Source organism: Burkholderia sp. AU16482, assembly GCF_002223285.1.
Lineage (GTDB): Bacteria > Pseudomonadota > Gammaproteobacteria > Burkholderiales > Burkholderiaceae > Burkholderia > Burkholderia semiarida.
In genome coordinates, this window is sequence record NZ_NKEY01000008.1 from 172,803 (window position 1) to 197,453 (window position 24,651).

Here is a 24,651-nt window from a genome sequence, read left to right on the forward strand (position 1 = left end):
ATCAGCGTCTATCAACGGCACGAAGTCGTATCAAGTTTCGAGTGAAACCAAAGCACGATGAGGCACCCGGCCTTCGCCCAACCGGGTTCGTTATGGCGCCAAAGAAAAATCCAGTTTTTCACTTCGGCGTTCTTTTTTGCAACCGTGATGGCGTGTTTTTTACGAATCGATGGTTTAGCAACGCCTGGCCGTTCGGCCTATTTGTCACGTAACAACCACAGCGATCAATAAAACGTTCGTGATATTGAACGCATTTCTGGACATTCTGCAAATAACTGCATATATTACGCAAAACTCCTTGGAGGAATTTAATGGCTTTCAAGATCGCCGTCAGTAATCAAAAAGGTGGGACGGGAAAGACGACCATCTCCGTCAACATCGCGGCTGCGTTCGAAGCCGGTGGCAACAAGGTTGCGTTGATCGATGCCGACCCTCAGGGCACTTCCGTCCGGTGGGTCACGAGCGGGGAAAACACGTTGCCGATGACGGTGCTTTCGCTGGCTCCCGCCGGCCGCGGCATCGGCGGCGAGATCAAGAAGCAGGACGCGAACTTCGACGTGATCGTCGTCGACTGCCCCGGCAACCTCGAAGACCCTCGTATCGCCTCCGTCCTCGAAGTGGCGGATTTCTGCCTGGTGCCGCTTTCGCCGTCACCGGCCGATCTGTACAGCACCGTCGCGATGATCCGCATGATCGAGTCGATGCGCGCCATTCGAAATCCTCAACTTTCTTCCGCACTAATGCTGAATAGCGTTAATGGAAAAACTAAAATGCGTGAAGAAATTTTAAAAATTCTAAGAGCAGAAGAAATAGGGGAGCATCTGCTCGACAGCCAGATCGCGCAACGCGAGGTCTATCGTCAGACGTTCGCGCTCGGCACCACGATCCATCACCACAATCGATACCTGAAGGGCCTGAAGGAAGCCCGCGCGGAAATCGAAAAGCTGGTCACGGAGATGGCCCAATACATCGCGTCGACGCGCGCTACCGGAGCCGCCCATGGCTAAGGACACCTCGAAAGACAAGAAGCCGACCGGCAACCTGCATCTGGCGGCCGGCCTGTTGCGCGGACTCGCGCAGGAAAATGCGGCGCTCGAAACGCGGCTGCCCGAGCCGGCGGCCGCACCGGTTGCCGTCGCCGAAGCCGCGCCCGCCGGTACCCCGGCCGCGACCACGCCCGCCGGTACGCCCGATCTGGGTGCGCCGCAGAAGGTGCTGGTGAAGGACTGCATCCCGAACCCGTTCAACCCGCGCGTGTTCTACTCGGAATCGAGCCTGCACGAGCTTGCCTTGACGTTGAAACGGGAAGGGCAGATCGAGCCGATCAAGGTCACACGGCTCCCCGAGTTTCCCGGCAAGCTCGTCGTGATCGACGGGCAACGCCGGCTGCGCGCGACGAGCATCAACGGCGACGAGACGATCAATGCGACGTTCCGCACGGATCACACGCCCGAGCAGCTCTATACGATCGCGTATCGGGCGAACCACGACCACGAACGCCAGACGATCTTCGACGATGCGGTCGCGTGGAAACGTCTCCTCGACGAGAAGGTCTTTGCCGACCAGAACACGCTGGCGGAGAAAATCGGCAAGGACAAGGCGTCGATCAGCAAGACGCTGTCGCTGAACGCGCTGCCGAACACGCTGCTGGAGCGGATGGCCAGTGCCAACGACGTGGTCGGCCTGCAGGCGGCGTACTTCCTGAAGCTGATCTTCGAACGCCTGGGCGAGGCGACGGCCGACCGGCTGCTGACGGCCGTGATCGAACGGAAGAAATCCGTCCGCGATCTCGAGAATTTCCTGCGTGCGCAGAGCGACGGCGCCAAGAAGGCCGGCCGCACGCGCTACAGCGTTCGTCATGATTTTGCGCTCGAATCGCGCGCGATCGGCCAGTTGAAGACTTATCCGGACGGGCGCCTCGATCTGCAGCTCAAGGGCGTCGACGCATCCCACCAGGAAGCGCTCGCCGACAAGCTCAAGACCGTCATCGACGCGTACGTCGCCGAGCTGGCGGCAACGGCAAAGTAACGCGCCCCCGGCAAAAGGCCTCGCCCCGCGCGCTGCGTCGCGAAGCCGGACCGCAACACGGTCCGGTGCACGGCGCGCACGATGGCGAGGCCTCGTTCAGTTGCCCGCGAGGCTGCTTTTCAGCAGGAATTCCAGCAGGTCGTCCGAGGTAGGCTCGCCCCACGTATCGAGCGCCAGCCATCGGAAGAAGCTCGTCTGCGCAAGCTTGCTCGCCTTCTTCTTCGGCGACAGCGTCAGGTCCTTCGAACCCGCCACCGTCTCGTTGTAACGCTCGATCAGCTTGGTCTGGTCGTCGATCTCCAGCTCGCGGAAATACGCGCCGGCTTCCTCGACCTTCGCCGCCAGATACTTGTCGCGAATCTGTTCCTGCTTGCTCTGCGCGGATTCCTTCGCCGGTGCGGCCGCTTCGGTTCCCTGCCCGTCGGCCAGCGTGTAACCGTGCGTCAGCGCCTTGCGGAAATACGCGGCGACGTTGTCGACCGGCGCCGCATTCTTCTTCGTGGTTCGATTGAGCGTATAGGCGATCGCCGCCTTGATGCGCTGCACGCCGTATTGCGTGATCAGCCGGCGCGCTTCCGAGCGCGGAATGCCGAACTTCGCGACTTCCTCGACCAGCGCTTCATTCTTGACGTCGCCTTCTTCGACCGTATCGGTGCTCTGCTTGCGCGTTACCTTGAACTGCACGGCTTCCACGCTGCGGCCGGATTTGTGTTCGATCAGCTCGAGCGTGTGGTCCGATACTTCGTTCACCTCCTGAATGCACGGCACCAGCACCTTGCTCTTGAACAGCTTGTACTCCTTGTACGACTGAGACGCCTTGTCCTGGCCGAGAATCAGGTCACGGAATTTCGGCAGAGGAATCTTCGCGGTGATGCCGATTCCTTCGTAGCGCACCGTGTTTTCCCATAGCGCAAGCGAGTGCGACCGCCGGAACTCGCGAGCGATGCGCATATCGATCAGCGCGTAGATCTCGGGGTTGAGCAGTTCGCTGCGAATCTGGTCGGAGAAGCTGTACTTCAGCACCGATTGCTCGAGTTCGGCGCCGGCGAGCAGGCCTGACGCTTTCCAGACCGTCGAACGGTCCGCGGCCAGGTAGTCCCAGTTGACGACGGTGCTGATCAGAGAGTTGACCGTGTCCTTCACGTACTTCGTGTTGTTGCTGTTCAGCCCGCTCTCGTGCGACAGCGACGCGATCGAGATCGAGAAACTCGTCCGGCCCGGCTCGAACGCCTCCTGCCGAAGCGCGTTCTTGATCAGCGAGCTGAACATCTTGCGCTGCTGCAGGCCGATCTTTCCCGACTTCGGCGCGATATGAATCGCCTGGACCGCCTTGCGCAGCAAGTCGGGTGGCTCGGGGGTCTGAAACAGCGAAACCTGTTTGTCTGAGCCTTTGCTTGCGGGCTTGCGCGGCATCGTGGTGTCCGGGTAAGGTTGCCTTATTGAAAGCGGACTTTATACCTTTTCGCGCGACGGAGCAACGTCCTTGCTCCAGCATCACTTTCACTATCCCGCCTAAGCATCAGATAACAAAGGAAAAATTTCAATTGATAGACTTGCGCAGCGCCCCATATCCGTCTACCTTTTGATCAAAATTCCTCCCAAAAGCCGCTACCTTTCCTGTCGGCACCGGCAAGCCCGGCACAAGATTTGCCACGGCGAAGGTAGCCATCCATGGGGGCAAATGAGCGGAATCGAGATCGTCGGGAGGATTCGTGGTGCCCCGCAGCACCACCGCTGTTTTCTCCCATAGCTTGCTACCTTCATCGATTCCCATAGGAGGGTACCTGTAAGCATCCTCGATAGTCTTGCTGTTTGTCCCGAAGGTGGAAATCGCCCCCATAACTGGCAACCATTCCGGTTCCCCATAAAAGGTAACCTGTGTACGGTATCGGTCCTGTCTATGGGAAGGCTTCGTGGAACCGGCGGGCGCTAGACAGCGAATTGACTCCGAAGGGCTCCCATAAACGGGTACCTTCGAGATTCCCCATAACCGGCTACCCGAAGGAAATCGCCGTGCACATATCCGACTACCGGCCGAGAAAAGAACCCCATAAAAAGCTACCTTCATGTGTTCCCATAGACGGCTACCCAACGAGATGGATGGTCGATTTCCCATAACCGGATACGTTCGCCCCATATCCACAACCCTGACTCCCCACAACGCGGTACCCCAAACCCCAAATCCACAGACCTGAAACCCCAAACCCTTCCACCTGTGCTCCCATAAATGGGTACCGAACACGGCTCAAACCCTTGCCAGATAAGGCTGTGAGCCGTCTAAAAGTAGTTAAAGAAGTAAACGTGGTTTACCAAAGATGTAAACACACGTGTGCTTGCACAAAAAAACGAACCCCATAAACCGCTACCAATGGGAGCCATCTGTGGGACGCGAGGCCCCTCAACCACTGGGTCCACGCCGCTCGGCCCTGTTCAAGGCGCCGTTTCTGGGAGGCTCCAGGCCTGACAATGCATTCCGAGGAGGTGAGCGCCCACTCACAAACCTCGAAACGTAGAAACTTATGGGAAGAAATCCCCGGATTCGGCAGAGAGGTTCCCGTTTATGGGACCCCGAAACCTGTCCCCTGGCAGCCCGCCATCTACGCTGGAGCGGCGGAACGGATGCCGTCACTTTTCCCCACAGCAGTTCGAAATCATCCTGCACCGCCACGCGAGTGGTTTTTTGTCCTCGTGCTGCCTCGTCCATGGACAAGTTTTTTGTCGCGCGCATGGGAAGCCACTCGCCAAATTTAGCCTGTGGACTGTGCGGGAGGGACCCGCGCCGGACTGCTTTTCTTCCGTGCGTCCCGTCCGTTTTTCTACCTTTGGAGCCGGGCACCGTGCGGGACCCGTCACAGGCAGGGAAAGACTCGTGCCACGGCACGCAAACACGCCCGGCGCCGAAATGCCGCGCACGGATTCCCGGGGCCAGGGATGATCTTGACGGGATTCATCGAGAGCACCCGAGCGAATGTGAACACTTCATCGATGCCGAAGCTCACCGCAATCGAATTGGCCCACTGCTCCCGAACCTGCTCACCTTCCAAAGAACCTGGAATCCCGTAAAAGCTCACCGATCGGGCGGAGCACAGGTATAAGCAGGCTGTGTGGATCGCGGCTCCGTGCAGATAAGGAACCATTGATGGGAGCAAACAGGAAACGATCGGCATCCATGTGCGGCGCCCGACACGTCGACACGCACGGTCGCCCGAACGGACAAGTCTCCACCGCCATGAGCGCATTTACCCGACAAGCGTTGCTCGTTCATATCGGGTTCCCGTGCATTCCTGCAATCAGTCGGACCGACGTCTCCGCCGTTCACGCAACCCCACCTTTCCCGTCAGACCTGCCGATCGACGAAGCGTCTTGCCTCCACAGGTACTTTCTGCATCACGATGCCGCGAAGCGTGCGGGACCATTACCGCCCGCCGCAACGACGCAATGTAGTCGTCTCGATCGCCCACGAACCGAATCGTGGTCGTTTATGGGAGAAACCGCCGCTCGAGCCGCATCGCCCGCTGATGCGACGTACGGATCGACTGCTGTTGCGGTGATCGAGCAAGGACGACGATCTTCACGTCGCGCATGCGCGCATCGATATCACCACCGATGAAACGGCCGTCGGCGCGTCGCGCCGTATCGCATACGACTCCTCGCGTCACCGACCGCGGAAACCGTGTTGTCTCCCATACGTGTATCCCGATTCCGTCGTCACGTTCGCGCCACATTTTTTGCGACACGGTTATGATGCACAGGTCCTGATCGCGACATGACGATCGATCAGGGCGGGGGCGGTATCTCGATGGTCTTTCAAACCGTGATAGTTATCAAAAAAGAGAGTTCAGCGATGCGAATCCAGATCAGAAAACTCACGTTGGCTGCTACTGCAGCCGCTTTCCTGTTCGGCTCGGCGGTTCCTGCGTTTGCGCAGACCGATGCCGCCAGCGCGCCGGCTGCACAGGACGCGAAGGCAGCGAAGAGCGAAGCGCGCAAGGCAGCCAGGGCCAAACGCAAAGCCGAGCGCAAGGCCGCGCGTGCGAAGAACAACGCCGAACTGAAGAAACTCGAAGACGCCGGCTACAAGCCGGCGGCCAATGATCCGAACTATCCGCAGAACCTGCAGAACGCGGAGAAGAAGGCCGCCGGTGCGGCAAGCCAGTAAGCGTCGTTCGGCGGCAAGCCGCGGTTCGATCCGCGGCTTGCCGCGTGCATCGCGATCACGCGATGCGTGAAGGCAAGAACGTTCGGCAGGTTTATTCCATTTAATTCGGAATCCTGTATGTCGTGACGATGCACGCCCCGCGGGCGGGTGCGATCAATCCTGCCCGTCCGACGCAGTCGCGCTCCCCGCCACCTTCAGCCAGTCCTTGAACGCGCGTACGGCGTCGTCATCCGCTCGCGCGGACGCCACATACGTGAAGTAGCGCCACGGCGGCAGCGCAGGTTCGCTGAACGGCTGCACGAGCCGGCCTTCGGCGATGTCGTCGGCGACGAGCGCGATCGGTCCCATCGCGACGCCGAGCCCGTCGAGCGCGCCTTGCAACGTCAGGTAGAAATGCTCGAGCGTGAGCGAGTGCCGCGGGACGAGATTCGGATGCCCGGCGGCCGCGAACCATTCCGGCCACATGCCCGGATGGGTCGCCGCGTGCAGCAGCGTGAAGCCGGCGAGATCGGCGGGCGTATCCAGCGACCGGCCCTCCAGCAACTTCGGTGCACACACCGGCAGCCGGACTTCGGACAGGAATTCCTCCGCGACGTATCCGTCGACGGCCTGCGGGCCGCCGCGAACGATCAGATCGACCTTGTCGCGCAACTTTTCGATCGGCTCGTTCGACGTCGACAGCCGCACCTCGATGGCCGGATGCGCGACCTGGAACGACGACAGCTTCGGGACGAGCCAGCGCAGCGAGAACGTTGCGGGCGCGCTGACACGCAACACGCGCTGCTGCGCGTGGCCGAAATGCTGCGCGGTGGCGAGCGCGATCCGGTCGAACGATGCACCGACCTCGGCGAGGTACGCGCGTCCGGACGCAGTCAGTTCGACGCGCCGGTTGTGGCGTTCGAACAGCGGCCGCCCGAGCCACGTTTCAAGTTGCTGCACGTGCCGGCTGATCGCGCCGTGCGTCACGCACAGCTCGTCGGCGGCCTGCGTAAAGCTGCCGAGCCGCGCGGCGGCTTCGAACGCGCGCAGCGAATTCAACGGAGGGAGACGTCGGGCCATTGCATCGTTTCGTGTGAAATTTACTCACACGATGGTTCAGGTTTAATCGGTTGATCGGGTGTTCCTGCTGCGCCAATATGGCACATAAACGGCCGATTCGGCCGAACGAGTGTCTGAATTTCTCACATGGAGTGCGGAGCATGCCGAACGTGGTGGTCGTGGGCGCCCAATGGGGTGACGAAGGCAAGGGGCGCGTCGTGGACTGGCTGTCGGCACAGGCCGATCTCGTCGCACGCTACAACGGCGGCCACAACGCGGGGCACACGCTCGTCGTGGACGGCAACACGTACAAGCTCGCGCTGCTGCCGAGCGGTATCGTGCGCGGCAAGCGCGGCGTGATCGGCAACGGCGTGGCGCTTGACCCCGAAGCGCTGCTCGCGGAAATCGGGCGGATGGCCGCGCTCGGGCTGCCGGTGACGCCGGAGAACCTGTCGATCGCGGAGAACGCGACGCTGGTGCTGCCGATTCACCGCGCGATCGACCAGGCGCAGGAGCGGCTGCGCCGCGCGCCCATCGGCACCACGTTGCGCGGAATCGGGCCGGCCTACGAGGACAAGGTCGGGCGTCGCGGGCTGCGCGTCGGCGATCTCGCGGAACCGCACGGGCTCGCCGCCAGGCTCGACGTGCTGGTCGATCATCACAACGCGTGGTTCCGCGGCCTGGGACTGGACGAGTACGATCGCGACGCGATGCTGGCGACACTCGTTGCGCTCGCACCGAAGATCTTGCCGTTCGTGCGTCCGGTCTGGGCCGACCTCAACGACGCGACTGACCGCGGCGAGCGCATTCTGTTCGAGGGTTCGCAGGCCGTGATGCTGGACATCGACTGGGGCACGTATCCGTTCGTGACGTCGTCGGGCACCGTGGCGTCGGCCGCGGCGGCGGGCACCGGGCTCGGTGCGGCGAAGCTCGGCCACGTGCTGGGTGTCACGAAGGCGTATGCGACGCGGGTCGGCGGCGGCCCGTTCCTCACCGAGCTGACCGACGCCACCGGCGAAACGCTGCGCGCGCGTGGACAGGAGTTCGGCGTCAACACGGGCCGGCCGCGTCGCTGCGGATGGCTCGACGTCGCGCAACTGCGCCAGGCCGTCAGGATTTCGGGCATCGATTCGCTGGCGCTCACCAAGCTCGACGTGCTCGACGGTTTCGAATCGATCGAGCTGTGCGTCGGTTACGAATTCGGCGGCGCGCGCGTCGACCATCTGCCCGCGAGCCTCGATGCGCAGTCGCGCGCGAAGCCGCTCTACGAACGGTTCGAAGGCTGGCAAGGCTCCGTGAAGGGTGTGCGCGAGCGTGCGGCGCTGCCGCGGGCCGCGCGGGATTTCGTCGCGCGCATCGAGGCCGTGGCGGGTGCGCCGGTGTCGATGATCACGACCGGCGCGGAGCGCGACGACACGATCGTGTTGCGCAATCCGTTCGATGCGGCGGGCGCTGCGTAACGCGCGAGATGCGAACGGCGTCAATCGAGCGGCTGGCGGCATGACGGTTTGCGGGTCGTTTTCGGCGGCCGATGCCGTTGGCCCGTCGGTACGTCCGATACGCCTGTATGCACGGTCCCGATGCCGTCCGGCGAGCCGCCCGGCAGCACGATTCGGCAGCCGGATCACGCCGCCTACGACGAACTGGACACGCCTGCAACGCTGCTGTACTGTTCCGCACAATTCGCGCCGGACCGGCGTGTGCCGGCGCCGTCGGCACCGTGGCTGCACGGCGGTGCGACGTGACAATCCCCGGGAACAGGTCGATGGACACGTTACAGATGATGCGCATTTTCGTCCGGGTCGCGGAGGAGGGCAGCTTCACGAGCGCGGCCCAGCGTCTGGACATCACGACGGCCTACGCGTCGCGCTCGGTCGCGCAACTCGAAACGCATCTGCGCACGCGCCTGCTCAACCGCAGCACGCGCCGCATCGCGCTGACCGACGCCGGGCAGCGCTATCTCGACCGCTGCCAGCGCATCCTCGGCTATATCGACGAAGCGGAAGCCGAGGCGGCCGATGCACAGGCGAAGCCGTCCGGACGGCTGCGCGTTCATGCGACGACGAGTTTCGGCCAGTCCTACGTGGTGCCTGCGGTCGTGCGCTACCGCGAGCGCTATCCGTCCGTCGCGGTCGAGCTGACGCTGTCGCAGCACGTGCCCGACATCATCGACGAAGGCTACGACGTGTCGCTGCAGTTGAGCACGACGGAGCTACCCGATTCCGGGCTGGTATCGCAGCGGCTCGGCGACGTGGGCAGCGTGCTGTGCGCGTCGCCTGCCTACCTGAAGGCGCGCGGCACACCGCGCACGGTCAGCGATCTCGCCGGGCATGCGTGCCTGCGGCTCGTCACGCCGCTCTTTCCGCGCGACCGCTGGCATCTCGACGGCCCGAACGGCCGCGAAACGTTCGAGCTGCCGGTACCGGATTTCGAAGTGAATATCGCCGATGCGCTCGGCGCCGCGCTGCGCGCGGGGCTCGGGATCGGCTCGCTGCCGATGTCGGCGGCGCTGCCCGCGCTCGCGAGCGGCGCACTGGTGCGCGTGCTGCCCGACTACCGGCTGCAGAAGCTGACGGTCTACACGCTGTATGCGTCGCGTCAGTATCTCGATGCGAAGATCCGCACGTTCGTCGATTTCCTGCGGGAGTGCGTGCCCGAAATGCTGGCCGCCGACGAGGCTGCATCGAATGCTTGCTGCGCATCCCGTCATGCCTGATTCGCGTGAGGGCGCAGCCGCCCGACGATCGAGCAGGTGACGAACCGCCGCCTCGCACGCGATATCCATTCACGGTATGACGCGCGACAGCGGCACGGCTTCGTCGCGCAGCCTCGCGACGTCGCGGCCCGGCGCATCGCCGAACAGCCGCGCGTATTCGCGACTGAACTGCGACGCGCTCACGTAGCCGACACTTCGGCACGCCTGCCGCGCGTCCATTGACGCGAGGCACATCAGATGGCGCGCTTCCTGCAGCCGCAGCACCTTCTGGCATTGCAACGGGCTCATCGACGTGACCGCACGAAAGTGATGGTGGAAGGTCGACGGGCTCATCCCCACCTGCCGCGCGAGCGAGTCGACCGCCATCGGGTCGAGGTAATGGTCGCGAATCCAGGCGACGGCGCGCGAAATGCGCTGGGTGGTCGAACCGGCGTCGCCGATCTGCGCGACGCGCGCGCCCGACGGGCCGCGCAGCAGCCGGATCAGGATTTCGTCGACGATCAGCGGCGCGAGCAGATCGAGGTCGTCCGGTTGCGCGATCAGGTGCATCAGCCGGGCGATGCCGTCGACGATTTCCGGCGTCGCGTCGTGCGTCGCGAGTGCCCGGCAGTCGACGGCTTTCGGCAGCCCGCGCGGAAACACGCGCGGCGTGAGCGCCGCGATGCGATGCGGATCGAGTGCGAGCTGCACGTAAAGGAACGGCTCGGCCGGATTCGCGCGCGTCACGCGTCCGGTCACGGGCAGGTCGGCGGTTGCGACCAGCATCCGCGATGCGTCGATCGTGTAGGTATCGTCGCCGACCCGCATCGACTTCGCGCCTTGCCCGACGATGCTCAGGCACGCGTGGTGCACGCCGTGGCTCCACTGCGCCGGCGGCGCGCAAGCACGCGCGATGCGCATGCCGCGCAGCGGGAGGTCGAACATGCCGTCGTGCGGCGCGTACGCGGCGATCAGCGCCGCGAGCCGGGCCGCAGGCGACCGGGCTGGCGACCAACCATCATGATCCGACGGCGTGCGCGGTTGCGGTGGCGTTCGGGCGTCGATTTCCATGTTGCATGAGCGGTTGACGGAGTGGGCGATGCGATGCGCGGCTGCCGTCCCCTGTCGAGGTGCTGGCACGGCGATCAATCGTACTGTGAAGTTGCGTGCGCGGGATTGCCTAAACCTGTCCGAAATTAGCCCGATCATCCGGACCTGCATGCTCGACGGATGCGTCACGCGCCGTTGCACGGTGTGCGGCGCACAAATTCGGAAATTAAGGCAAAACAATCGCAGGATCGGGCAAGCCATTTCCCGGCGGTTTCCCTACCATTGCACCTGCTGAAGAAATGCGATTCAGCGTGCCCGGATGGCGCGGGCAATACCGTGCGCGTGATGCGCGGTCGCCGCCGGCCTTGTCGCGTGCGTCGCCGCGGCGAATCGCCGGGAAAGACTCAGGACTGCTATTGAACGATCGTGCATCGGGTTTGCCGAGGCCGGTTTGCGTCCGTTGCAAGCCGGACCGCGTCTGTCGCGCACGGGCCGACCGATCCGGATGAGCCGGCGTCGGGGCCGCCGCATTGGCCGGTTCGATGCGGGCCGGCGCGCGGCACGGCGTCCGGTGCAGGGATACGGGCAGTCGTGCGCGCAGGGGAATCCGGAGAAATGGACCAACTTCAATCGATTCGGGCATTCGTGACGGTGGCAAGGGAAGGCGGGTTTCGTCGGGCGGCGACGCGCTTGCGCGTGTCGACGGCGATGGCGAGCCGGCTCGTCGAAGCGCTCGAGACGCGCCTCGGCGCGCGCTTGCTTCAACGCAGCACGAACCATCAGTCGCTGACCGAAATCGGCGAGCTGTATCTCGCGCGCGTCGAGCGGATCCTCGGTGCGATCGACGAGATCGACGGCCGTTTCGTCGCGATGGGCAGCAAGCCGGAAGGCGTATTGCGCGTGGCCGCACCGGTTGCGTTCGGGCTCAGCCAGTTGAGCGCGTTGCTCGATCGTTTCGTGCACCGGTTTCCGGACGTGCGGCCGACCGTGACGCTGACCGATGCCCATGTCGACCTGACTGCCGAGGACATCGACGTCGCGTTCCTGACGGATGGCATGCCGGTGTCCGGCGCGCATGCGTTGCATACGCTGGCTGCGTACGAATCCGTGCGCGTCGCGGCGCCGGCTTACGTCGCCGCGCACGGCGGCGCGGCTGCGTCGGGCGACTGGCCGGACATCGCAGCCGTGCGGCTGGAGCGGGCGGCGGCCGACGACGACCGCGCGGCCGGGATTCGATCCGGCGTAGCACCCGGCAATACGGGCGTCGGCCATCTCGAGATGGTGCGACGACTCGCCGTCGCCGGCATGGGCGCGGCGGTGCTGCCCGCGTATCTCGTCGATGCCGATCTGGCGGCCGGCACGCTGGTGCGCGTGGCCCCGGTCCACCCGCTCGCGCCCGTCACGCTGAAGCTCGCGCATGCGCGTGCCGCGCGTCTGCCGGCTGCCGCGCGCGCGTTCATCGAATTCGCCGGCGCCGCATTTCGACCCGCGCGCTAGCGGTCTGGCCGAATCCATGGCAACGCGAACCCGCCGGAGGCGCGGGCTCGCCGTTCTTTTTCGGAAGCAGTTCGGCACACGAACGCTCCGCAGGGTGCAACGCACACCCGCAACACGCGTCCGCATCCGCGGCGGGCAGGAAGCTGCAGGTCCGCCGCGCGTCAGGGCCATGAGGAGATCTGATGATTCCCATTGAAGGTCGTCTAATTGTGAGAGGTCGCTCCATGCGCGTCGAACGGGTTCCATACCGCTTAATCACTGTCGCGGCAGCCGCGGTTTTCCTGGCTGCCTGCGGAAAAAAAGAATCGGCACCGCCGCCGCAAACGCCGGAAGTCGGCGTCGTCACCGTCCAGCCGCAAGCCGTACCGGTCTTCACCGACCTGCCGGGCCGCACCAGCGCATTCCTCGTCGCGCAAGTGCGTGCACGGGTCGACGGCATCGTGCTGCGCCGTGAATTCACCGAAGGCACCGACGTCAAGGCCGGTCAGCGCCTCTACAAGATCGATCCGGCGCCGTACATCGCGGCGCTGAACAGCGCGAAGGCGACGCTCGCGAAGGCGCAGGCGAACCTCGTCACGCAGAACGCGCTGGTCGCGCGCTACAAGGTGCTGGTCGCCGCGAACGCGGTCAGCAAGCAGGACTACGACAACGCGGTGGCCACGCAAGGCCAGGCCGCGGCGGACGTCGCGGCCGGCAAGGCGGCGGTCGACACCGCGCAGATCAACCTCGGCTATACGGATGTCATGTCGCCGATCAGCGGCCGCGTCGGCATCTCGCAGGTCACGCCGGGCGCCTACGTGCAGGCGAGCCAGGCGACGCTGATGTCGACGGTGCAGCAGCTCGATCCAGTGTACGTCGACCTCACGCAGTCGAGCCTCGAAGGGCTGAAGCTGCGCCAGGACGTGCAGAGCGGCCGTCTGAAGACGAGCGGCCCGGGCGCGGCGAAGGTGTCGCTGATCCTGGAAGACGGCAAGACCTACTCGGAGCCGGGCAAGCTGCAGTTCTCGGACGTGACGGTCGACCAGACCACCGGCTCGGTGACGATCCGCGCGGTGTTCCCGAACCCGGGCCGCGTGCTGCTGCCGGGGATGTTCGTGCGCGCACGGATCGAGGAAGGCGTGAACGAGAACGCGTTCCTGGTGCCGCAGATCGGCGTCACGCACGACCAGAAGGGGCAGGCGATCGCGATGGTCGTGAACGCCAGCAACAAGGTCGAGCCGCGTCCGCTGAAGACGACCGGCATGCAAGGCCAGAACTGGATCGTGGAAGGCGGTCTGCAGGCGGGCGATCACGTGATCGTGCAGGGCGTCGACAAGGTGCGCCCGGGCGCGACGGTAAAGACCGTCGCCGCGCAGCTCGCCCCGGCGCCGGACGCCGCATCCGCCACATCGGCCGGCGCCGCGCCGGCAAGCGCCACGCCGGTGACTACCGCAGCCAATGCCGCAGCGAGTTCGACCGCCGCGTCGAGCGCGCAATAACAGGGAGTCCGTTTCATGGCCAAGTTCTTTATCGATCGCCCGATCTTCGCGTGGGTGATCGCGATCGTGCTGATGCTGGCCGGCGTCGCATCGATCTTCAAGATGCCGATTGCGCAGTATCCGACGATCGCACCGCCGACGATCCAGATCCAGGCGAACTATCCTGGCGCTTCCGCGAAGACCGTGGAAGATACGGTCACGCAGGTGATCGAGCAGCAGATGAGCGGGCTCGACAACTTCCTGTACATGTCGTCGACGAGCGACGATTCGGGCAACGCGACGATCACGCTGACCTTCTCGCCGGGCACGAACCCGGACGTCGCGCAGGTGCAGGTGCAGAACAAGCTGTCGCTCGCGACGCCGAACCTGCCCCAGGTCGTGCAGCAGCTCGGCATGCAGGTCACGAAATCCAGCAGCAACTGGCTGATGTGGTTCGCGTTCAACTCCGAGGACGGCCGGATGTCGAAGGAGGATCTGACGAACTACGTGGCGTCGCACGTGCTCGACCCGCTGAGCCGCGTGAACGGCGTCGGCCAGACGCTGCTGCTCGGTTCGCAGTTCTCGATGCGGATCTGGCTCGACCCCGTCAAGCTGACCAACTACAGCCTCACGCCGACCGACGTGACGGCCGCGATCACGCAGCAGAACGTGCAGATCGCGGGCGGCCAGATCGGCGGCACGCCGGCGAAGCCGGGCACCGTGCTGCAGGCGACGATCACCGAATCGACGCTGCTGCGCACGCCCGAGCAGTTCGGCAACATCCTGCTGAAGGTCAACCAGGACGGCTCGCAGGTTCGCCTGAAGGACGTCGGCCGTGCGGCGCTGGGTTCGGAGAACTACACGTTCGACACGAAGTACATGGGACAGCCGACGGCCGGCCTCGGTATCCAGCTCGCGACCGGCGCGAATGCGCTGGCGACCGCGAACGCGCTGCGGGCCAAGATCGACGAGCTGTCGAAGTACTTCCCGCATGGTCTCGTCGTGCACTACCCGTACGACACGACGCCGTTCGTGCGCCTGTCGATCGAGGAAGTGGTCAAGACGCTGATCGAGGGCATCGTGCTCGTGTTCCTCGTGATGTACCTGTTCCTGCAGAACCTGCGGGCGACGATCATCCCGACGATCGCGGTGCCGGTCGTGCTGCTCGGCACGTTCGCGATCATGGGTATCGTCGGCTTTTCGATCAACACGCTGTCGATGTTCGGCCTCGTGCTCGCGATCGGCCTGCTGGTCGACGATGCGATCGTGGTGGTCGAGAACGTCGAGCGGGTGATGGCCGAGGAGGGGTTGTCGCCGAAGGAGGCGACCCGCAAGGCGATGGGGCAGATCACCGGCGCACTCGTCGGCGTGGCGCTCGTGCTGTCGGCGGTGTTCGTGCCGGTCGCGTTCTCGGGGGGCTCGGTCGGCGCGATCTATCGTCAGTTCTCGCTGACGATCGTGTCGGCGATGGTGCTGTCGGTGCTGGTCGCGTTGATTCTTACGCCGGCGCTGTGCGCGACGATCCTGAAGCCGATCGAGAAGGGGCATCACGAAGAGAAGAAGGGTTTCTTCGGCTGGTTCAACCGGACTTTCGATCGCAGCCGGGATCGCTACACGAGCGGCGTGAACCACGTGATTCGGCGCTCGGGCCGCTGGCTCGTGATCTACCTCGCCGTGTTCCTCGCGGTCGGCGTGATGTTCGCGCGCCTGCCGAAGTCGTTCCTGCCCGATGAAGACCAGGGCTACATGTTCATGATCGTGCAGACGCCGTCCGGCTCCACGCAGGAAACGACCGGCAGGACGCTCGACAACATCAACACGTACCTGACCACCGCGGAGAAGGATGTGGTCGACTCGGTGTTCACGGTCAACGGCTTCAGCTTCGCGGGCCGCGGCCAGAACGCCGGCCTCGTGTTCGTGAAGCTGAAACCGTACGAGCAGCGCCAGCGTTCGGACCGGAAGGTGCAGGCGCTGATCGGCCGGACCTTCGCGCACTATTCGACGTACAAGGACGCGATGGTGATTCCGTTCAACCCGCCGTCGATTCCCGAACTCGGCACGGCCGCCGGCTTCGACTTCGAGCTGACGGACAACGCCGGCCTCGGTCACGAAGCGCTGATGGCCGCGCGCGGCCAGTTGCTCGGGATGGCCGCGAAGGATCCGGCGTTGGCGCTGGTGCGCCCGAACGGCCTGAACGATACGCCGCAGTACAAGGTCGACATCGATCGCGAGAAGGCGAACGCGCTCGGCGTGACGGCCGCGGCGATCGACCAGACGTTCTCGATCGCATGGGCGTCGCAGTACGTGAACAACTTCCTCGATACCGACGGCCGGATCAAGAAGGTGTACGTACAATCGGACGCGCCGTTCCGGATGACGCCGGAGGACATGAACATCTGGTACGTGCGCAACAGCTCGGGTGGGATGGTGCCATTCAGCGCGTTCTCGAGCGGCCACTGGATCTACGGGTCGCCGAAGCTCGAGCGTTACAACGGCGTGTCGTCGATCGAGATCCAGGGGCAGGCCGCGGAAGGCAAGTCGACCGGCCAGGCGATGGCCGCGATGGAAGCGCTCGCGAGCAAGCTGCCGGAAGGCATCGGCTATTCGTGGACGGGGCTGTCGTTCCAGGAAATCCAGTCCGGTTCGCAGGCGCCGATCCTGTACGCGATCTCGATCCTCGTCGTGTTCCTGTGTCTCGCGGCGCTGTATGAAAGCTGGTCGATCCCGTTCTCGGTGATCATGGTCGTGCCGCTCGGCGTGGTCGGCGCGCTGCTCGCGACGATGCTGCGCGGCCTCGAGAACGACGTGTTCTTCCAGGTCGGCCTGCTGACCACGGTAGGCCTGTCCGCGAAGAACGCGATCCTGATCGTCGAGTTCGCGCGCGAGCTGCAGGCGGGCGGGAACATGGGGCCGGTGCGCGCGGCGATCGAGGCGGCGCGCCTGCGGCTGCGTCCGATCCTGATGACATCGCTCGCGTTCATGCTGGGCGTGCTGCCGCTCGCGATCAGCAACGGCGCGGGCTCGGCGAGCCAGCACGCGATCGGCACGGGCGTGATCGGCGGGATGATCACGGCGACGTTCCTCGCCATTTTCATGATCCCGATGTTCTTCGTGCGGGTTCGCGCGATCTTCAGCGGCGAGACCGAAAACGTCGACGACGCATGGCGTCTCGTGCAGGGCGACCTGCAGCGCGGTCACGACGACGCACACGATTCGAAGGGGCAGTAACGATGCGAAAACATGCTTTGACCGCAACCGCGGTCGCACTGGCTGCCGCGCTGTTTGCCGCCGGCTGCACGATGGCGCCGCATTACAAGCGGCCCGACGCGCCCGTCGCGCAGGCGTACCCGGCCGGCGGCGTCTACGCGACGCAGCCGGGCGCGGCCGGCGCGCGCAGCGCGAACGGGCAAGCTGCGACCGCCATCGGCTGGCGCGAGTTCTTCGTCGATCCGCGCCTGCAGCGGCTGATCGAGATCGCGCTGAACAACAACCGCGACCTGCGCGTGTCGGTGCTGAACATCGAGGCGGCGCGCGCGCAGTACCAGATCACGCGCGCGGGGCTGTTCCCGTCGCTCGACGGCACGGGCACGGGCAGCATCCAGCGTTTCCCGCAGGGCCTATCGCAGACGGGCCAGCCGCTGATCTCGCGCAACTACAACGTCGGGCTCTCGGCGTCGTGGGAGCTCGACCTGTTCGGCCGCGTGCAGAGCCTGAAGGACCAGGCGCTCGCGCAGTACCTGTCGACGTCGTATGCCCGGCAGGCATCGGAAATCTCGCTGGTGTCGCAGGTGGCTGACCAGTACCTGACGCTGCTGTCGACCGACGATCTGCTGAAGGTCACCGAGAACACGCTGAAGACCGCGCAGGCGTCCTACGACCTGACGAAGCTGCAGTTCGACAACGGCACGGGCTCCGAGCTCGAGCTGCGTCAGGCGCAGACGGTGGTCGAGACGGCGCTTGCGAACCAGCAGGCGCAGGCACGTGCGCGTGCGCAGGCGCTGAACGCGCTGGTGCTGCTGATCGGCGAGCCGCTGCCGGACGACCTGCCGGCGGGCATGCCGCTCGACGCGCAGAATCTGCTGACGGACGTGCCGGCAGGCCTTCCGTCGGATCTGCTCACGCGTCGTCCGGACGTGATGCAGGCCGAGCAGACGCTGCTGGCTGCCAACGCGAACATCGGCGCGGCGCGCGCGGCATTCTTCCCGCGTATCTCGCTGACGGGTGCGTTCGGCACCGGCAGCCCGACGCTCGGCGGTCTGTTCAAGGCCGGCACGGCCGCATGGTCGTTCGCGCCGCAGATCACGATGCCGATCTTCGAAGGCGGGCAGAACATCGCGAACCTGAATCTCGCGAACGTGCAGAAGCGCATCGAGATCGCGAACTACGAGAAGGCGATCCAGTCGGCGTTCCGCGAAGTGGCGGACGGCCTCGCCGCACGCGGCACGTACGACCAGCAGATCGCGGCGCTCGAGCGCAACGAGCACGCGCAGCAGCGGCGCTTCGACCTGTCGGACCTGCGGTACAAGAACGGCGTCGACAGCTACCTGTCGGTGCTGACCGCGCAGACGGATCTGTACTCGGCGCAGCAGTCGCTGATCAGCGCGCGTCTGGCCCGCTGGACGAACCTGGTCGATCTGTACCGCGCGCTCGGCGGCGGGTGGATCCAGCGTGCCGGCGAAGCGCCGCGCGCGCCCGATGCATTCGTCGACTACGACAAGGCGGCCGCGCCGGCGCCTGCGTCGGCAGCGGCGAACGGGTAAGCATGGAGAAGGGCGAGCGCGGTTCGCCGCGCTTGCGTGTCGAACCGGCTGTATGCGGAAACGAGAACGCCACGGACGAAAGTCCGTGGCGTTGTCTTGTGTACCGTCGCCCGTGCGAGGCGCGGCATGACGTTACGCTTGCTTCGTCCAGAGTGTCCGGCCGAAGAACGTGAGCGTGCGATCCCACGCCATCTGCGACCACACCGGATCGAACTGCGTGCCGGCGATGCGGCCGGGGCCGACGGCCGTCTCGTTCGCGAACGCATGGTGCGCGAGATAGCGGTGGAATTCGAAACCGACGTTCGCATCGGTCAGCTTCTTTTCCAGTGCGTCGACCTGGTCGATCGTGAAGAACGCATCCTGCGTCGCCCAGTGGCCCATCAGCGGCACCTTGAGCTTGGCCGGGTCGAGGTAGTCGAGCGGCGGCAGACCGTACCACGTGACGCCGGCGTCGGCTTCGGCATACTGCAGCGACAGCAGCGTGAGGGCGCCGCCCATGCAGTAGCCCGTCACCGCGACACGCGGCGCGAGCGTCTTCAGGTACGCGACCGCGCCGGGAATGTCCTGCGACGCGGCGTCGCCGAAATCGAGGCCGGTCATCAAGTGGTGTGCTTCTTCCTCCTCGACGGTCGACTTGCCGCGATACAGGTCGGGCACGAGCGCGAAGTAACCGCAGCGCGCGAGACGATCCGCGACGCCGCGGATCTGGTCGTTCAACCCCCACCATTCCTGGATGACGACGACCGCGGGCGCGCCTTCGGTCCGTGCCGGCGTGGCGAGATAGCCCTGCAGCTCCTGACCGTCCGGGCGGCGAAACGTGATCGTGGAACCGGATGTTTGAGACATGAAACCGCTCCTTTTCGAAAAATGCGCCGAGTGCGACATCGGGCCGGCCAGCGGGCGTCGTGATACCGCTCGCGTTCATTCCGGCCGGCGCCGACCACGGGCCATTCTATGCGCAAACACCGGACGCCTGCGTGAACGGTACCGCGTCGCGCGACCGGGGGACGGAAGCGGACGACCGGAAAGCAAACACCCCGCCCCGGTGAACGGGAGCGGGGTGTCGCGTGTACGACGTGCGTATCGGAATACGGCGCGAGTACGCCGTGAATACGCGGGCGCGTATCCGGCTTACTGGCCGAAATAGATCGAGTCGCGGCCTTCCTGCTTGACCGCGATCGCGCGGCCGGCACGCGCGCCGGCGGCTGCTTGCGCGCCGTAGCCGGTTTCATCGGCGTTCGTCACGCGGGCCTGGGCGGCCTGCAGTGCACGCGGGTAATACGGATCGGATGCTTCGGGCTTGTAGCCGGCCTGTTCGAGCTGAACGAGTTCCGCACGCACCTGGGCACGCGTGAGCGAGCCCGACGGGTTCGATTGCGCGAATGCGCCGTACGACGCGGACAGGGCAGTTGCGGCGACGACAGCGGTGATGAACGACTTCATGGTGACCTCCGGTTCTGTTGATTTCGCGCTTCGCTCGTTGCGTTCAGCGGTTGATTGCATCGTAACGATCGCGTTACCGGTCGGAAATACGCGTTGCAGCGAATCATTATTGCAACTGGGTAAACGATTCGCGCGGCATGGCGTTTCGTCTGAATATTGCGGGCGTGCCGGAGCACGAGCGGGGCCTTCGGGGGCGATCGAGTCGATCGGCGCGACAGATGCGAGAGGGGCAGTTGAATCGCATTCCGAATTATTTTTGCGGGGCCGTCGGCATTGCCCGTTTCGCATCACGCCGCCAGGGTCGCCTGCCGTTTCCGGTATTCGGCCGGCGTGATGCCGACATGCCGGGTAAACGCTCGCCTGAGCGTATCGACGTTCGCGAAGCCGCATTTCCCGGCGACCTGCTTCGGCGTGTCGTGGCCGTTCTCGAGCAACCGGCGGGCGGCCGAGATGCGCGTCACCTCAACCCACGCGGCCGGCGTCATGCCGACCTCCGCGCGGAACAACCGCGCGAAATGGCGCGCGCTCATGCCCGCATGCTTCGCCATCTCGGCCACCGAATGCTCGAGTTCGGGATGCGCCGCGATCCAGCGCTGGACCTCCTGCAACACCGAACGCCCGGCGGGGCGCGCTTCGCCCTTGCGGCTGAACTGGAGCTGCCCGCCCGGGCGCTTGAAGAACATCACCAGTTGCGCGGCGACCCGCCGCGCGATCTCGCGGCCGAGATCTTCCTCGACCAGTGCGAGCGCCAGATCCAGCCCGGCCGTGACGCCGGCGCCGGTGCGCAGCTTGCCGTCGCGCACGTACAGCGCGTCGGCGTCGACCGCGAGCGACGGATACGCCTGCGCGAGCGCGTCGGCAGCGGCCCAGTGCGTGGTCAGGTGACGCCCTTTCAGCAGGCCGGTGGCCGCGAGGAGGAACGCGCCGGTGCAGATCGAGCCGTAGCGCCTGCTTTGCACGGCCGCCGCGCGCAGCCACGCGAGGAGGTCGGTGCGCAGCGCGATCTGGCCGGCGTTCGGCGCGCCGGCGACCAGCAGCGTGTCGATGCGCTCGGGGATGTCGGGCGCGATCCAGTCGGGCAGCAACCGCGCACCGGACGAACTGCGGATCGGGCCTGGCCCGGCCGCGATGATCCGCAACGCATAGAACGGTTTCCCGCATTCGGCGTTCGCCTGCGCGAACACGTCGAGCGGCGCGGAGACGTCGAGCAGCTGAACGCCCGGAACGGCGAAAATACCTACGACCTTCGGCATGATCGTTGCGTGTTGTATCGAACGTGATGCGCAGCAGTATAGGGGCGCCGCATTCGCCGTGCAGGCGTCGTGTCCGTCGATCGCGCAAAATGGCAGAATTTGTCGTGACATGTCTATTTAAGACATACGTCGGACTCCGGAGAATCGAGGGTATCTTCCACGGAGGTCGACCATGACTGTGAGTGTTGCCGGCATTACCCTTCCCGCTACGCGACTGACGCGCGAGATTACCGAACTCGTGCGCGATACCGAGTCCGAGCTGTTGTTCCATCACTCGAGCCGCGTGTTTTATTTCGCGGCGCTGGCGGGCCGGCGCCGCGGGCTCGACTACGATCCCGAGCTGCTCTATTGCGGCTGCATGTTCCATGACATGGGGCTCACGCACCGGCACAGCAGCGCATGCGAGCGCTTTGAAGTGGACGGTGCCAATGCCGCCCGCGATTTTCTGAAGGGCCACGGGATATCGCAACAGGACATCGACGTCGTGTGGACGTCGATCGCACTGCATACCACGCCCGGCATTCCGCAACACATGCATCCTGTCGTCGCGCTGGTCACGGCGGGCGTCGAAATGGACGTACTGGGCCTCGCTTACCCGGAATACAGCGACGTCGAGCGGGAAGCGGTCGTGCGCGCGCATCCGCGCACGCCGCATTTCAAGGAAGACATCATTCAGGCGTTCTACGACGGCATCAAGCACAAGCCCGGCACGACGTTCGGCAACGTAAAGGCCGACGTGCTCGCGGACAAGGATCCGCATTTCCGTGCGGGCAACTTCTGCAGCGTGATTCGGGCGTCCGCATGGGCCGGCTGAGCGGGGGAGGGTGGCCGCGCCTCGGCCGACGTTGATCGACTGCCGGGCGTACGGCGCATTCGGCGCCGACGCCACCCTCGCGGCCTTGGCCGGACCCGGGGGACAAGGGGCGTTCGTTCGACTCGCGTATTACCGGCGGAAAATTGTTACGTGACAACTTCGGGTAATCAGGGACGTGAATTTTATATACTGAATTTGTGTACCCGCTCTCCGAGGCGAATCTCCGATTCGCGTGTCCCCGAATACCGGCCTGCCAGCCCGACGGGCAAACCCCGATGCTCGGCCGTCCGCAAGCATCCGGCAAAACGCCTATAATGGTTGGGCAAATTGCCGGAGACAGGTCATGAGCACCATCGCTTTTCATCCTTCGGGCGTCGCCCATCCGCGTCAGGCCGAATTCACGATTCTCGAACAGCTGCTGGCGATCCGCGTTCGCTCGGGCGCGGATCTGGCCGAACTGGCGAGCGCGCGCGTCGACGTGTCGGTGATCGATCGCCTGTCCGAGCGCGGGCTGAAATCGGACGAGCTGGCCTTCATCATCCCGCGCCGCACGCTGAGCCATCGTCGCCAGGCGCACGAACGCCTGTCGCCGGAAGAGTCGGACAAGGCGATTCGTCTCGCGCGCATCGTCGCGCAGGCGACGGCCACGTTCGGCGACCAGGACAAGGCGATGGCGTGGCTGCGCAACGGGCTCCAGCGCTTCGGCGGCCGCACGTCGCTCGACATGGCGAGCACCGAGCATGGCGCGCGGCTCGTCGAAGAGGCCCTCACGCAGATCGACGAGGGGTATTTCGCTTGACGACGCTGTGGCGGATCAGCAATTACGCCGACCTGAAAGGCGTCGGCGGGTTGCGGGCCGGTGGGCGCTGGCATTTCGCCGGGCAGCCGGTCGTGTATCTCGCCGAGCATCCGGCGCTCGCGTTGCTCGAGACGCTGGTTCATTTCGAAATCGCGACCGTCGCGCAATTGCCGAGCGGCTACCAGTTGCTGCGTATCGAGGTGCCCGATTCCGTGGACGTGGCCGAAATCGCCGAAGGCGATGCGCTAGAGGACTGGCGAACGAACGTCGACTGGACCCGCAGCGCCGGCACCGAGTGGCTGCACACGCAGCCGAGCGCGCTGCTGCGCGTGCCGAGCGTCGTCGTGCCGCACGCCCATAACTTCCTGTTGAATCCGCTGCATCCAGCCGCGTCCAGTATCCGTATCGCGGAAGTGATGCAAGCGCCGTACGACACGCGGATTCTGCGGCTGGTCCAGTCGAGGCCGGGCGAATAGCGAACCGGGAGGAACACGATCCGCGCCGGCGGCGCGCGTTCAGCGCTCGTGAGCGGCGCGATCCGCGGCCGCATCGGGCGGCAGCGTCTGCCGGATGCGCGTGACCGTTCGCATGCTGGCGAGGCCGAGCATCGCCGTGACATCGGCATGCGCGTGGCCGGCGAGCAACTGGCGGCGCGCATAGGTATTGCGGAGTATGCGCGGGCTCATGTCCGCTGCGCGAAAGCCGATCGCGTTCAGCGCGTCACGTACGACCAGCAGCAGGAACATGTCGTTCATCGCTCCCCCGCGCGGCGCGGGAAACAGCCGCGCCGACGGCGGCACGTCGGTCGAGTGCGCGCGCCATGCGGCGAGCGGCGCCACCGCGAACGCGGCGAGCGCGATCCGGCGCGCCGGCCGCGCGCGATCGCGCGGCACCGACAATGCCGCTGGCCGCGCGTCGAGATCGAGTGCATCGCCTGTCGCCGCGCGGATCTCGGCCGACGTGATGCCGCTCGCGAGCAGCAGCGCGACGATCGCGCGATTCCGGCAGTCGGCCGGCGTGTCGTTCGCTCGAGGCTGCACATGACGCTGCAGCGCCGCGTCGGCATCGGGCGGCAGGTAGCAGGGCTCGGGCTCGCCGTCCGGCCATGCGAGATCGCGCGTCGATCGGCCGGCCGGATGGATCGTCCGCACATCGGTGTCGACCAGATGCCGGCCGAGCCGGTCGATCAGCTTCGCATAGCGCACGCGCGTCGACGTGCCGGGCGCGCAGGTGCGGTCGAGTTCGGCGAGGAAGGCTGCGACGTGGTCGGGCCCGAATGTCGCGAGCGACACGCGATGTGCGCTCAGGTGGCGCAGGAATCGCTCGAACATCGCGACGTGCTGCACGACCGAGCGCGGCGCGAACGGCCGGCGGCCGGCGCCGGCCGCAGTGGTTTCCTGCCAGGCGCGAAACGCGCCGACGGGGTCGTGAATCCAGCGAGTCGTGTCCATCTCCGTTTTATAGCCGGACGCGGTGACGCCGGCAATCGTCCGGATGCCAGGGCGGAGCGCGGCGATGCCGACCCGTCAGGCCGCGGTACGCGTGCCGTCGATGTCGTCATCGTTCATCGTCAGGCGAACGAGCACGCGCAACAGCGTGATGAAGACGCGGAACGTATCCGGTACGCGGTTCCATTGCATCGATATCCGGATTCCTGA

Annotated in this window: 20 protein-coding genes; 12 read left to right on the forward strand and 8 right to left on the reverse strand. The window is 65.2% G+C overall.

Features of this window, described 5'->3' with window-relative positions; all coding sequences use genetic code 11:
- Positions 1–311: 311 nt before the first annotated feature.
- Positions 312–1,007: a ParA family protein gene (locus CFB35_RS30240; RefSeq protein ID WP_089465992.1), complete on the forward strand. Its 696-nt coding sequence runs from the start codon at positions 312–314 to the stop codon at positions 1,005–1,007.
- Entirely contained in the window at positions 1,000–2,028 is a 1,029-nt protein-coding gene (locus CFB35_RS30245; RefSeq protein WP_059579544.1) for a ParB/RepB/Spo0J family partition protein, read from the forward strand. Before CFB35_RS30240 ends, CFB35_RS30245 begins: the two co-directional genes overlap by 8 nt.
- Before the next feature lie 96 nt (positions 2,029–2,124).
- Here CFB35_RS30245 and CFB35_RS30250 read toward each other — a convergent pair whose 3' ends face one another.
- Both CFB35_RS30250 and CFB35_RS34740 read right to left on the reverse strand, forming a co-directional pair.
- Positions 2,125–3,441, reverse strand: a complete 1,317-nt coding sequence (locus tag CFB35_RS30250; RefSeq protein WP_059579547.1) for a replication initiation protein — start codon at positions 3,439–3,441, stop codon at positions 2,125–2,127.
- 127 nt (positions 3,442–3,568) lie between these two features.
- Positions 3,569–3,802: a hypothetical protein gene (locus tag CFB35_RS34740; protein WP_124659385.1), complete on the reverse strand. Its 234-nt coding sequence runs from the start codon at positions 3,800–3,802 to the stop codon at positions 3,569–3,571.
- A 2,070-nt stretch (positions 3,803–5,872) separates the two neighbouring features.
- Between CFB35_RS34740 and CFB35_RS30265 the strand changes: the two genes are divergently transcribed.
- On the forward strand, positions 5,873–6,187 hold the full coding sequence (locus CFB35_RS30265; RefSeq protein ID WP_059579550.1) for a hypothetical protein: 315 nt from the start codon (positions 5,873–5,875) through the stop codon (positions 6,185–6,187).
- A gap of 153 nt (positions 6,188–6,340) precedes the next feature.
- On the opposite strand, the gene gcvA is transcribed toward CFB35_RS30265, so the two are convergent.
- Complete coding sequence (gene gcvA / locus CFB35_RS30270) at positions 6,341–7,246, reverse strand: transcriptional regulator GcvA (protein WP_089465993.1); 906 nt, start codon at positions 7,244–7,246, stop codon at positions 6,341–6,343.
- 140 nt (positions 7,247–7,386) lie between these two features.
- Between gcvA and CFB35_RS30275 the strand changes: the two genes are divergently transcribed.
- Together CFB35_RS30275 and CFB35_RS30280 are read left to right on the forward strand one after the other, a co-directional pair.
- Positions 7,387–8,685 carry an adenylosuccinate synthase gene (locus tag CFB35_RS30275; protein WP_089465994.1) on the forward strand — a complete coding sequence of 433 codons (1,299 nt, stop codon included), beginning with the start codon at positions 7,387–7,389 and terminating at the stop codon, positions 8,683–8,685.
- A 305-nt stretch (positions 8,686–8,990) separates the two neighbouring features.
- Positions 8,991–9,941: a LysR family transcriptional regulator gene (locus tag CFB35_RS30280; RefSeq protein ID WP_059579558.1), complete on the forward strand. Its 951-nt coding sequence runs from the start codon at positions 8,991–8,993 to the stop codon at positions 9,939–9,941.
- A 69-nt stretch (positions 9,942–10,010) separates the two neighbouring features.
- On the opposite strand, the gene CFB35_RS30285 is transcribed toward CFB35_RS30280, so the two are convergent.
- Positions 10,011–10,991, reverse strand: coding sequence for an AraC family transcriptional regulator (locus CFB35_RS30285; protein WP_179231815.1), 981 nt, complete (start codon positions 10,989–10,991; stop codon positions 10,011–10,013).
- A gap of 594 nt (positions 10,992–11,585) precedes the next feature.
- On the opposite strand from CFB35_RS30285, the gene CFB35_RS30295 reads away from it, so the two are divergent.
- The 4 genes from CFB35_RS30295 to CFB35_RS30310 all read left to right on the forward strand — a co-directional run bounded on the left by CFB35_RS30295 (position 11,586) and on the right by CFB35_RS30310 (position 18,684).
- A complete protein-coding gene (locus CFB35_RS30295) occupies positions 11,586–12,467 on the forward strand; it encodes a LysR family transcriptional regulator (protein WP_089465995.1) in 882 nt (293 codons plus the stop codon).
- A 224-nt stretch (positions 12,468–12,691) separates the two neighbouring features.
- A complete protein-coding gene (locus CFB35_RS30300) occupies positions 12,692–13,945 on the forward strand; it encodes an efflux RND transporter periplasmic adaptor subunit (protein WP_089465996.1) in 1,254 nt (417 codons plus the stop codon).
- Between the two features lie 15 nt (positions 13,946–13,960).
- Positions 13,961–17,152 (forward strand): efflux RND transporter permease subunit, encoded by a 3,192-nt coding sequence (locus CFB35_RS30305; protein WP_089465997.1) that lies wholly within the window; start codon positions 13,961–13,963, stop codon positions 17,150–17,152.
- Between the two features lie 2 nt (positions 17,153–17,154).
- A complete protein-coding gene (locus tag CFB35_RS30310) occupies positions 17,155–18,684 on the forward strand; it encodes an efflux transporter outer membrane subunit (RefSeq protein ID WP_089465998.1) in 1,530 nt (509 codons plus the stop codon).
- A gap of 132 nt (positions 18,685–18,816) precedes the next feature.
- Here CFB35_RS30310 and CFB35_RS30315 read toward each other — a convergent pair whose 3' ends face one another.
- From CFB35_RS30315 to CFB35_RS30330, 3 genes are all read right to left on the reverse strand, one after another.
- Entirely contained in the window at positions 18,817–19,530 is a 714-nt protein-coding gene (locus CFB35_RS30315) for a dienelactone hydrolase family protein (RefSeq protein WP_059579575.1), read from the reverse strand.
- A gap of 285 nt (positions 19,531–19,815) precedes the next feature.
- Positions 19,816–20,127: a DUF4148 domain-containing protein gene (locus CFB35_RS30320; RefSeq protein ID WP_060317460.1), complete on the reverse strand. Its 312-nt coding sequence runs from the start codon at positions 20,125–20,127 to the stop codon at positions 19,816–19,818.
- 287 nt (positions 20,128–20,414) lie between these two features.
- The gene (locus tag CFB35_RS30330) at positions 20,415–21,380 is read right to left on the reverse strand and encodes a GlxA family transcriptional regulator (RefSeq protein ID WP_089466000.1); all 966 of its coding nucleotides are present in this window, start codon (positions 21,378–21,380) and stop codon (positions 20,415–20,417) included.
- 172 nt (positions 21,381–21,552) lie between these two features.
- Here CFB35_RS30330 and CFB35_RS30335 point away from each other — a divergent pair, with 172 nt between their 5' ends.
- From CFB35_RS30335 to CFB35_RS30345, 3 genes are all read left to right on the forward strand, one after another.
- Positions 21,553–22,194, forward strand: a complete 642-nt coding sequence (locus tag CFB35_RS30335; RefSeq protein WP_059579583.1) for an HD domain-containing protein — start codon at positions 21,553–21,555, stop codon at positions 22,192–22,194.
- A 343-nt stretch (positions 22,195–22,537) separates the two neighbouring features.
- Entirely contained in the window at positions 22,538–22,993 is a 456-nt protein-coding gene (locus CFB35_RS30340; protein ID WP_006480981.1) for an antitoxin Xre/MbcA/ParS toxin-binding domain-containing protein, read from the forward strand.
- On the forward strand, positions 22,990–23,469 hold the full coding sequence (locus CFB35_RS30345) for an RES family NAD+ phosphorylase (protein ID WP_089466001.1): 480 nt from the start codon (positions 22,990–22,992) through the stop codon (positions 23,467–23,469). The genes CFB35_RS30340 and CFB35_RS30345 overlap by 4 nt, the downstream gene beginning before the upstream one ends.
- A gap of 39 nt (positions 23,470–23,508) precedes the next feature.
- Here the strand turns inward: CFB35_RS30345 and CFB35_RS30350 are convergent, their stop codons facing one another.
- Complete coding sequence (locus CFB35_RS30350) at positions 23,509–24,444, reverse strand: tyrosine-type recombinase/integrase (protein WP_089466002.1); 936 nt, start codon at positions 24,442–24,444, stop codon at positions 23,509–23,511.
- Positions 24,445–24,651 lie beyond the last annotated feature (207 nt).